At 58.7% G+C, this 9,293-nt stretch carries 10 protein-coding genes; 4 read left to right on the top strand and 6 right to left on the bottom strand.

The window, feature by feature from the left end; all coding sequences use genetic code 11:
• Positions 1-48 precede the first annotated feature (48 nt).
• The gene (gene gudD / locus ACP7EE_RS27520; protein WP_426238158.1) at positions 49-1,392 is read right to left on the bottom strand and encodes a glucarate dehydratase; all 1,344 of its coding nucleotides are present in this window, start codon (positions 1,390-1,392) and stop codon (positions 49-51) included.
• Between the two features lie 26 nt (positions 1,393-1,418).
• A complete protein-coding gene (locus tag ACP7EE_RS27515; protein ID WP_426238156.1) occupies positions 1,419-2,765 on the bottom strand; it encodes an MFS transporter in 1,347 nt (448 codons plus the stop codon).
• A 363-nt stretch (positions 2,766-3,128) separates the two neighbouring features.
• Between ACP7EE_RS27515 and ACP7EE_RS27510 the strand changes: the two genes are divergently transcribed.
• Both ACP7EE_RS27510 and ACP7EE_RS27505 read left to right on the top strand, forming a co-directional pair.
• The gene (locus ACP7EE_RS27510; RefSeq protein ID WP_426238154.1) at positions 3,129-3,842 is read left to right on the top strand and encodes a FadR/GntR family transcriptional regulator; all 714 of its coding nucleotides are present in this window, start codon (positions 3,129-3,131) and stop codon (positions 3,840-3,842) included.
• A 93-nt stretch (positions 3,843-3,935) separates the two neighbouring features.
• On the top strand, positions 3,936-4,163 hold the full coding sequence (locus tag ACP7EE_RS27505) for a hypothetical protein (protein WP_426238152.1): 228 nt from the start codon (positions 3,936-3,938) through the stop codon (positions 4,161-4,163).
• Positions 4,164-4,358: 195 nt separating this feature from the next.
• On the opposite strand, the gene yegQ is transcribed toward ACP7EE_RS27505, so the two are convergent.
• Positions 4,359-5,687, bottom strand: a complete 1,329-nt coding sequence (yegQ, locus tag ACP7EE_RS27500; RefSeq protein WP_426238150.1) for a tRNA 5-hydroxyuridine modification protein YegQ — start codon at positions 5,685-5,687, stop codon at positions 4,359-4,361.
• 156 nt (positions 5,688-5,843) lie between these two features.
• Between yegQ and ACP7EE_RS27495 the strand changes: the two genes are divergently transcribed.
• Positions 5,844-6,908, top strand: coding sequence for an AI-2E family transporter (locus ACP7EE_RS27495; protein ID WP_426203758.1), 1,065 nt, complete (start codon positions 5,844-5,846; stop codon positions 6,906-6,908).
• Here ACP7EE_RS27495 and ACP7EE_RS27490 read toward each other — a convergent pair.
• The 3 genes from ACP7EE_RS27490 to ACP7EE_RS27480 all read right to left on the bottom strand — a co-directional run bounded on the left by ACP7EE_RS27490 (position 6,905) and on the right by ACP7EE_RS27480 (position 7,989).
• Positions 6,905-7,087, bottom strand: a complete 183-nt coding sequence (locus ACP7EE_RS27490) for a hypothetical protein (RefSeq protein ID WP_420650160.1) — start codon at positions 7,085-7,087, stop codon at positions 6,905-6,907. The genes ACP7EE_RS27495 and ACP7EE_RS27490 overlap by 4 nt on opposite strands.
• Positions 7,088-7,190: 103 nt before the next feature.
• On the bottom strand, positions 7,191-7,385 hold the full coding sequence (locus ACP7EE_RS27485) for a hypothetical protein (protein ID WP_420650159.1): 195 nt from the start codon (positions 7,383-7,385) through the stop codon (positions 7,191-7,193).
• A 247-nt stretch (positions 7,386-7,632) separates the two neighbouring features.
• Complete coding sequence (locus tag ACP7EE_RS27480) at positions 7,633-7,989, bottom strand: hypothetical protein (protein WP_426203756.1); 357 nt, start codon at positions 7,987-7,989, stop codon at positions 7,633-7,635.
• Positions 7,990-8,243: 254 nt separating this feature from the next.
• Here ACP7EE_RS27480 and ACP7EE_RS27475 point away from each other — a divergent pair, with 254 nt between their 5' ends.
• The gene (locus ACP7EE_RS27475) at positions 8,244-9,062 is read left to right on the top strand and encodes a shikimate 5-dehydrogenase (RefSeq protein ID WP_426238148.1); all 819 of its coding nucleotides are present in this window, start codon (positions 8,244-8,246) and stop codon (positions 9,060-9,062) included.
• The last annotated feature ends 231 nt before the right edge of the window (positions 9,063-9,293 follow it).

Here is a 9,293-nt window from a genome sequence, read left to right as displayed (position 1 = left end):
GCGCCGGGGGGGGGGCGCAATTTCTATTGTGGTGTTTTCAGCACAGGGTCAGCGCACCAGACACGGCCGCTTGTTATCGAATTTCCATCCCGGAATCAGAAACTGCATCGCCACGCTGTCATCGCGCGCGCCGAGTCCCATGCCTTTATACAGTTCGTGGGCCTTGGCCAGCTGATCCAAGTCCAGCTCCACGCCCAGCCCCGGTTTCTGTGGTACCTGCACGCAGCCGTCGACAATTTGCAGCGGCGCTTTGGTCAGCCGCTGGCCGTCTTGCCAGATCCAGTGAGTGTCGATAGCCGTGATATCGCCCGGCGCAGCGGCGGCGACGTGGGTGAACATTGCCAGCGAAATGTCGAAGTGATTGTTCGAGTGCGAGCCCCAGGTCAGGCCCCATTCGTGGCACATCTGCGCCACGCGCACCGAACCCTGCATGGTCCAGAAGTGCGGGTCGGCCAGCGGGATGTCGACCGATTGCAACTGGATCGCGTGGCCCATCTCGCGCCAGTCGGTGGCAATCATGTTGGTCGCGGTTTTCAGCCCGGTGGCGCGGCGGAATTCGGCCATCACTTCACGGCCCGAATAACCGTTTTCCGCGCCGCATGGATCTTCGGCGTATGCGAGCACATGATGCTGATCGCGGCACAGACGGATGGCTTCTTTGAGTGACCACGCGCCGTTCGGATCGAGGGTGATGCGCGCATCGGGGAAGCGTTCGGCCAGTGCGGTGACGGCTTCGATTTCCGCATCACCATTGAGCACGCCGCCCTTGAGTTTGAAGTCCTTGAAGCCGTAGCGCTGATGCGCCGCTTCGGCCAGGCGCACCACGCTTTCAGCGCTCATGGCTTTCTCGTGCCGCACGCGGAACCAGTCGTTGTCGGCATCCGGCTCGCTGCGGTAAGCGAGGTCGGTTTCGCGCTGATCACCGACGTAAAACAGATAACCGAGCATCTTCACTTGATCGCGCTGCTGACCTTCACCGAGCAGCGCAGCTACCGGCACGTCGAGGTGCTGGCCGAGCAGGTCGAGCAGGGCGGCTTCCAGGCCGGTGACAGCGTGAATGGTGATGCGCAGGTCGAAGGTCTGCAATCCGCGACCACCCGCGTCACGGTCGGCGAAGGTCTGACGCACTTGATTGAGGATCTTCTGATAGGAGCCGATCGGGCTGCCGATCACCAGACAGCGGGCGTCTTCCAGCGTCTGGCGGATGCGCTCGCCGCCGGGCACTTCACCGACGCCGGTGTGGCCGGCGTTGTCTTTCAAAATGACGATGTTACGGGTGAAATACGGCCCGTGCGCGCCGCTCAGGTTGAGCAGCATGCCGTCGTGGCCGGCGACCGGGATGACTTGCATGTCGGTGATGATCGGGGCTTTGGCGATGTCGTGTGCGGTCATTTTTGTTGTCCTTATAAATGCAGAATTCAGGCGTGCTTCGGCGTGGAAATTTGTGCGCCGGCATCAGCTACGGATTTCGGTTGGGTGCGGGCGAAGAACACGATGATCGCTGCGATGATCGAGGTCGCGGCCAGGCCATACAGACCGCCCTGAATCGAGCCGGTGTGTTCTTCCAGCAAACCGAATGTGGTCGGCGCCACGAAGCCGCCAAGGTTGCCCACCGAGTTGATCAGCGCGATCACCGCCGCCGCGATGCGCGCATCGAGATAAGCCTGGGGAATCGGCCAGAACAGCGACGACGCAGACTTGAAGCCGAGCGCGGCAAAGCAAATCGCGACGAATGCGAAGATCGGCCCGCCGGTGGTGGACATGAACATCCCCGCTGCGGCAATCAACAACGCCGTGGCAACCCAAGCCTGTTGGTGCTTCCACTTGGCCGAGAAAGTCGCGAAGGCGTACATGCCGATGATCGACAGCAACCACGGAATCGAGTTGAACAGACCGACCTGTAGGTCACTCATCTCGCCCATTTTCTTGATGATGCTCGGCAGCCAGAACGTCGCGGCGTAGATCGTCAACTGGATGAAGAAGTAGATCAGGCAGAACAGAATGATCTGTCGATCCTTGAGCAATTTGCCCAGCGACGGTTTGATCGGCGTTGCGGCTTCGCGGGCCAGTTGCTCGTCGTCGATGGCTTTGACCAGCGCGTCCTGTTCGGCGGGGCTCAGCCATTTGGCGTCGTGGGGTTTGGCGTCGAGCCAGAACCAGACGAACACGCACAGCCCGACCGAGAACATCCCTTCAATGAAATACATCCACTGCCAGCCGTGCATGCCCAAGCCGTTGATTTGCAGCAGCAGGCCGGACAACGGGCCGGAGATCAGCGAGGCCACGGCCGAACCGCTGAGGAAAATCGCAATCGCCTTGCCGCGCTCGGCGCCCGGCAGCCAGCGGGTGAAGTAGTAAATCACCCCCGGGAAGAATCCGGCCTCAGCTACGCCGAGCAGAAATCTGAGGATATAGAAGTGGGTTTCGTTCTGAATGAACGCCATGCCAGCGGCGACCAGGCCCCAAGTGAACATGATGCGGGTCAGCCAGATTCGTGCGCCGACTTTTTGTAGAAGCATGTTCGACGGGACTTCGAACAGCGCGTAGCCGATGAAGAACAGGCCGGCACCGAAGCCGTAAGCGGCGGCGCCGATGCCCAGATCGTGTTCCATGTGTGTGCGCACGAAACCGATGTTCACCCGGTCAATGTAATTGACGATGAACATGATCACGAACAGCGGCAGGACATGGCGTTTGACTTTGGAAATGGCTGAGGACAACACCGAATCGGCGCCCTCATGCATCCCGGCGATGGATGTTTTCACTGGATTTTCTCCCACTCGTTATTTTTATGCGGGGTAGTACTGGGTGTCAGGTGTTGATAGACATCATACAACTAGATTTTTTTGCCCTACAAGTGCGGCAAACAATCAAAATCATCTTTTAGAAAAGTTTTTTATGCCTTTTCTTATATGTTCTCTTGTGTTTATTGCCTTTCGTGGCGTTTGGCGGGAGGGTTTTTGTATCTAATGAGTATGGTTTAAACGCTGCCAAGCATCCGATTGATGGATGAAGGGCAAAATATATTGAGTGTTGTCATACAAGTTAAGCAGCGGTTATGGAAGATTTTGCTCAGGCCCTCAGCACCGCAGTGCTACGATCCACAAGCCCCGACACCGGAATCGACCATGCACGAAGACCTCGACGCTCCCACCCGCAAACGCGCGCACAACCTGGCCCACGATCTGGTGGAGAAACTCACGCATAGCATCCTGCTCGGCCAGATGCTGCCCGGTGACAAGTTGCCGTCGGAGAACTCGATCGTTCAGGAGTACGGGGTCAGCCGCACCGTGGTGCGCGAGGCGATTTCCAAGTTGCAGGCGTCCGGTCTGGTGGAAACGCGCCATGGCATCGGCACCTTTGTGATCGAGCGCGCGCCGGAGCAGGGCCTGCGCCTGAATGTCGACACCGCGCTGGGAGTGCGCAGCATTCTTGAATTGCGCATGGGGCTGGAAACACAGGCAGCGGCGCTGGCTGCGCAACGCCGTAGCGAGCAGCAGCTAGTGCAGATGCGTCAGGCGCTCGACGACTATCAGCGCCTGCTGGCCAACAACGACAGTTGCGTCGAGGCTGACCGGCGCTTTCATCTATTGATCGCCGAGGCTACCGGTAACGTGTGCTTCACCGAAATCATGCAGCACCTGGGCAGCGCAATGATTCCTCGTACTCGGGTGAATGCTGCTGAACGCGGCGCGACCGATTTAAGCAAGCTCGGGCAACTGGCCAATCTGGAGCACGAGGCGATCCTCAATGCGATCAAGCGTCAGGACGCGGATGCGGCCCGTGCGGCAATGTGGCTGCACCTGACCAACAGCCGTGACCGGTTTTCTGCGCAGGGTTGATCACCGTTGGTCTGTTCGATAGCACGCTGTGCGCGGGGGCATTTCAAACGTGTACGACCCGGATGTTCCGGGCCTCCTTTTGTGAGGTGCATCATGGCTGACGACACGCTGTTTCAGGGTGGAACCGCTCCGACCGATCCAACCCGCGCAATGCCCCGCACGGACGAACCGAAACTGGCCGATCACGATGTGCCTCCGGGTATGAGCCCCGGCAACGACCCGTTGAACGATGATCGCCCAGAAGACTGGAATGACCCGCCGGCTGACGACGATATGCCACCGGCGGATGCGCCTACGCCACTGTCGGATGATCAGCGCTGATCGTAAAAGAGCGGCCCCTCACCCCAGCCCTCTCCCGGAGGGAGAGGGAGCCTACCGAGGTGTCTGGCGTGGTACATCGACCTGAAAAGCCGCGTCGATTATGGATTCACAGCTGATTGATCAGGTCGGCGTTAATCTGAAGCATCTCCCATTCAGTCCCCTCTCCCTCTGGGAGAGGGCCAGGGTGAGGGCCTTCTAGCAGGCGCCGATATCCCGCATCAGTAACCCGAACTCAAGATCGACCCCATCCGGCACCGGCAAATAAACCGTATGCCCATCTCCCGGCGCGACGTCGATCGCCTCACCTTTCACACTCAGCAATTGCTGCAGATCAAACTGAAAATTACCCTCCGGCGTCATAAGCTCCAAATGATCGCCCAACGCAAAGCGGTTCTTCACCTTGACCTCGGCCAGACCTTCACGCCGCTCTCCGGTCAACTCGCCGACAAACTGCTGACGCTCCGACACCGAGCTGCCGTTCTGATAGTTCTGATATTCGTCATGCACATGCCGGCGCAGAAAACCCTCGGTGTATCCGCGTTGCGCCAACGATTCCAGATCCGTCATCAGGCTGCGATCGAATGCGCGTCCGGCCACCGCATCATCAATCGCCCGGCGATACACCTGCGTGGTGCGCGCGCAATAGAAGTGCGATTTGGTGCGGCCCTCGATCTTCAATGAATGCACGCCCATCCGGGTCAGGCGCTCGACGTGCTGCACTGCGCGCAGGTCCTTGGCGTTCATGATGTAAGTGCCGTGTTCGTCTTCGAACGCTGGCATCGATTCGTCGGGGCGATTGGCTTCCTGCAACAGGAACACCTGCTCGGTCGGTGCGCCAATCCCGAGGGTCGGCTGTGGTTCGCAGGTCTGCACGATCTCGCCGAGCTGATTTTCAGTCGCCTCCTGCGCCGAATACTTCCAGCGGCAGGCATTGGTGCAACTGCCCTGATTGGCATCGCGCTTGTTCATGTAACCCGACAGCAAACAGCGTCCGGAGTAGGCCATGCACAACGCGCCATGCACGAACACTTCCAGCTCCATGCCCGGCACTTGCTCGCGAATTTCGCCGATTTCCTCGAGCGACAGTTCCCGCGAGAGGATGATCCGGCTCAGACCTTGCTGTTGCCAGAACTCGACGCTCGCCCAGTTCACCGTGTTGGCCTGCACCGAAAGGTGGATCGGCATCTGCGGGAAGTGCCGGCGCACCAGCATGATCAGGCCAGGGTCGGACATGATCAGCGCGTCCGGCGCCATCTCGATCACTGGCGCCAGATCCTTGAGGAAGGTTTTCAGCTTGGCGTTGTGCGGGGCGATGTTGACCACCACGTAGAAACGCTTGCCCTGGGCCTGGGCCTCCTGAATGCCAAGGGCGAGGTTGGCGTGGTCGAATTCGTTGTTGCGCACGCGCAGGCTATAGCGCGGCTGGCCGGCGTAAACCGCATCGGCGCCATAGGCGAAGGCGTAGCGCATGTTTTTCAGGGTGCCGGCGGGGGCCAGCAGTTCCGGGGTGAAGGAGGGCGTCATGGCGGTATCAATCGCAAAAGCGCGGCAGGGTAGAGCAGTTGGGCCAAGGCTTTATTGATCTGCATCTATGCTCATTAAAGATTGATGGCACTTGGGCCGCCGCGGGCTGACTAAGTTGGGCGGGCGCGTGTGGCGCCTGACTGACATGGACTGGACATGAACCAAAAGAGTCTGCAATTCAAATCCCTCACCGTGCTGCTCGTACTGGTGACGGTCGCCTTTATCTGGATCTTGCTGCCGTTCTACGGCGCGGTGTTCTGGGCGGTAATTCTGGGCATCGTGTTTGCGCCGATGCAGCGCAAATTGCAGTTCAAATTCGGCTGGCAGCGCAACCTGACGTCGCTGTGCACCTTGAGCATCTGCCTGGTGATTGCGATTTTGCCGGTGATCGTCATCAGCGTGCTGCTGGTGCAGGAAGGGGCCACGGTCTACAACAACATCGAAAGCGGCAAACTCGACATTGGCGCCTATCTGGTGCAGTTCAAGCACAGCCTGCCGCCGTACTTCCAGAATCTGCTTGATCGATTCGGCCTGGGTGAGCTGAACGGTTTGCGTGAGAAAATCGTCAAAAGCGCAATGCAGGGCAGTCAGGTGCTGGCGACTCAGGCGTTCAGTTTCGGCCAGGGTACGTTCGAGTTTGTGGTGAGTTTTTTCATCATGTTGTATCTGCTGTTTTTCTTCCTGCGCGACGGTCCCGAGCTGGCGCGCAAGATGCGCACGGCGGTGCCGCTGGAGGAAAACCACAAGCGTCGTTTACAGCTCAAGTTCAACCGCGTGGTGCGTGCCACGGTCAAGGGCAATCTGGTGGTGGCGATCACTCAGGGTGCGTTGGGCGGGGCGATATTCTGGTTTCTCGATATTCCCAGCGCTTTACTCTGGGCGGTGTTGATGGGGTTTCTGTCGCTGCTGCCAGCGGTGGGCGCGGGGATCGTCTGGGCGCCGGTGGCGGTGTATTTCCTGCTCAGCGGGATGATCTGGGAAGGCGTGGTACTGGGCTTGTTCGGGGTCTTCGTGATCGGTCTGGTGGACAACGTGCTGCGCCCGATTCTGGTGGGCAAGGACACGCGGATGCCGGATTACCTGATCCTGATCTCAACGCTGGGCGGTATGGCGGTGTTCGGTCTGAACGGCTTTGTGATCGGTCCGCTGATCGCTGCGCTGTTCATGTCGAGCTGGGCGCTGTTCGTCGAAACCAAGCCGAAAGTGCAGCTGCCTTCTTAGGCGTTGAACGGCTGATTGCCAATCTGCAGCGACAATGCCTGAGCATCGGGCAAAGAGGTGAGCGGGCCGCTGATTGGCTCGCCATCGCGCACCAGATACCAGCAGGCGAGCAATCCCAGCGCGCGGAGCGGGGCGGGAACGGCGCTGCCGATAACCGACATGATTTGAACCTGAGCCATGACAAGTACCTCCACTGAATCTGTGGGGCTACCTTAGGGATTTGCCAGCGGCGGGGACAATCAACGCTTTCGATAGTGGTCATTGATGCCGGTGAGGGCTGGGTCAATCCACCACTTGATCGAGCATGTGCACAATCTCGTGCTCATTGAGCAAACCCTTGCGCACGAGATTTTCCGCGAGCAGCGAAAGAAACTTTGCGCTGCGATGGCCTTCCAGATGCTTGAGTTCGGTCAATGTGTTGTACACCTTGCTCGAGGTGCACAAACCGACAATGCGGTGCGGGTTCTGTGTTGGCATTCCTGTCGTCCTTGTTGTTATCAATTTGTTGTATGCGGACGGACTCAGATTGCGGTTCCGTCATGACAAATGGATGACCGTTGCGTGAATGAATTCACGACTGTCGAGTCAATCATGCCGACTTTAGCCGGGGAAACTGTCCTGACAGCGACGTTCACGCGATTTTTTCAGACTCGGCCCGACGAACGGCGCACCTTGTTGGCGAAAAAAAGCCCCGCTATCAAAGCGAGGCTCAGTGTTGTTGTGATTACCAGCGCGGGCCGCCGTAGTAGTGACGTGGAGGGCCGTAGTAGCCGCGCGGTGGGCCGTAATACACCGGGGCCGGTTGGTAATAAACCGGTTGTTGCACATAAACCGGCGCCGGCTGGTAGTAGACCGGTGGTGGCGGTTGCTGCACATAGACCGGTTGCGGCTGAACGTAAACCGGCTGCTGCTGCACGTAGACCGGCCGGTCCTGATTGATCAGCGCCGAGCCGATGATGGCCGAGCCGACGATCGCACCAAACACTGCCGGGCCTTGCCAGCCATGACCTCCGGCTTCGGCCTGGCCTGTGACAGCAAATGCACCGATCAGCAGGGCGACAATGGAGAGTTTACGAATCATGATAATTCCTCGGTTCTTCGACCCGGGCGTCCGGCCTGCAACAGGCTTGCGTTCGCGCGGGGATACTTCTAAGACAGCAACATTTTGCAAAACAGCACGGCGGCTGGGTAAATTTTGTGTAAGGTCTGTAGCGGTTTCTTTACCGGTCTGCGGGTCAATATTGCGATGCCCGTTGCAGACCGTTCAATCATCTTCCAGAACCTGATGGTCTGGCTAATCCCGTCCATCCGAAAGTGCATTCGAAGGAGTTTTTCATGCAGATGAATCCCAACAAAGACACCCAATTGTGTATGTCCCTTTCCGGGCGTCCGGGGAATTTCGGTCTGCGGTTTCACAATCATTTGTATGAGCAGTTGGGCCTGAACTTCTATTACAAAGCCTTCAGCAGTAAGGATCTGACCGGCGCAGTGAGCGGAATTCGTGCGTTGGGCATTCGTGGGTGCGGCGTGTCGATGCCGTTCAAGGAAGCCTGTATTGAACTGGTCGATGAGCTGGATGCATCCGCTGCGGCGATACAGTCGATCAACACCATCGTCAACACCGACGGCCATCTCAAGGCCTACAACACCGATTACATCGCCATCGAGCAGTTGCTGACAAAACACGCAGTTCCGCAACAATCGACCTTCGCCTTGCGCGGCAGCGGCGGCATGGCCAAAGCGGTAGCCAGTGCGCTGCGCGATGGTGGTTACAAAAACGGTTTGATCGTTGCGCGTAATGAGCGCGCCGGCAGAGCACTCGCGGATTCGCTGGGCTATCGTTGGCAGGCTGAACTGGGCGAAGAACGCCCACAGATGCTGATCAACGTCACGCCGATCGGCATGAGTGGCGGGCCGGAGGCGGATCAACTGGCGTTTGACGCCGAAGTGATTGAGTCGGCGGAGACGGTGTTCGATGTGGTGGCGATCCCCTCGGAGACGCCGCTGATCATGCGTGGTCGCGCTGAAGGCAAACGCGTGATCACCGGGCTGGAAGTGATCGCCATTCAGGCACTGGAGCAGTTCGTGCTGTACACCGGCGTGCGTCCGACAGAAGAACAGTTTCAGGCTGCGGTGGCGTTTGCCCGGAGCTGATTATCCGTTTTTGTGTTGGTTTGGCGGGCCTCATCGCTAGCAGATTCACAGTGGGATTGGGTGCATTCAGGAGCAGGCTGGTCGGCTGTCAGGCCGCCATCGCTGGCAAGCCAGCTCCCACAGGTTTTGGGGACATCCGCAATAGCATCAGCGCCTGAAAGATAGCCATCGCCAGCAGGCTGGCACACAGTGGGAACCGGGTACATCCGCGAAGATTCACCCATGCGGCGA

The organism is Pseudomonas sp. TWP3-2, assembly GCF_049897765.1.
Taxonomy (GTDB): Bacteria; Pseudomonadota; Gammaproteobacteria; order Pseudomonadales; family Pseudomonadaceae; genus Aquipseudomonas.
This window is presented reverse-complemented; position numbering and strand designations above follow the sequence as displayed.

Bases quoted from the DNA above. Each gene is read 5' to 3' on its own strand.
- ACP7EE_RS27485 (WP_420650159.1), bottom strand. From the start codon at position 7,385: ATGCCAACACAGAACCCGCACCGCATTGTCGGTTTGTGCACCTCGAGC.
- ACP7EE_RS27495 (WP_426203758.1), top strand. From the start codon at position 5,844: ATGAACCAAAAGAGTCTGCAATTCAAATCCCTCACCGTGCTGCTCGTA.
- ACP7EE_RS27490 (WP_420650160.1), bottom strand. From the start codon at position 7,087: ATGGCTCAGGTTCAAATCATGTCGGTTATCGGCAGCGCCGTTCCCGCC.
- ACP7EE_RS27505 (WP_426238152.1), top strand. From the start codon at position 3,936: ATGGCTGACGACACGCTGTTTCAGGGTGGAACCGCTCCGACCGATCCA.
- ACP7EE_RS27475 (WP_426238148.1), top strand. From the start codon at position 8,244: ATGCAGATGAATCCCAACAAAGACACCCAATTGTGTATGTCCCTTTCC.
- ACP7EE_RS27480 (WP_426203756.1), bottom strand. From the start codon at position 7,989: ATGATTCGTAAACTCTCCATTGTCGCCCTGCTGATCGGTGCATTTGCT.
- gudD (WP_426238158.1), bottom strand. From the start codon at position 1,392: ATGACCGCACACGACATCGCCAAAGCCCCGATCATCACCGACATGCAA.
- ACP7EE_RS27510 (WP_426238154.1), top strand. From the start codon at position 3,129: ATGCACGAAGACCTCGACGCTCCCACCCGCAAACGCGCGCACAACCTG.
- yegQ (WP_426238150.1), bottom strand. From the start codon at position 5,687: ATGACGCCCTCCTTCACCCCGGAACTGCTGGCCCCCGCCGGCACCCTG.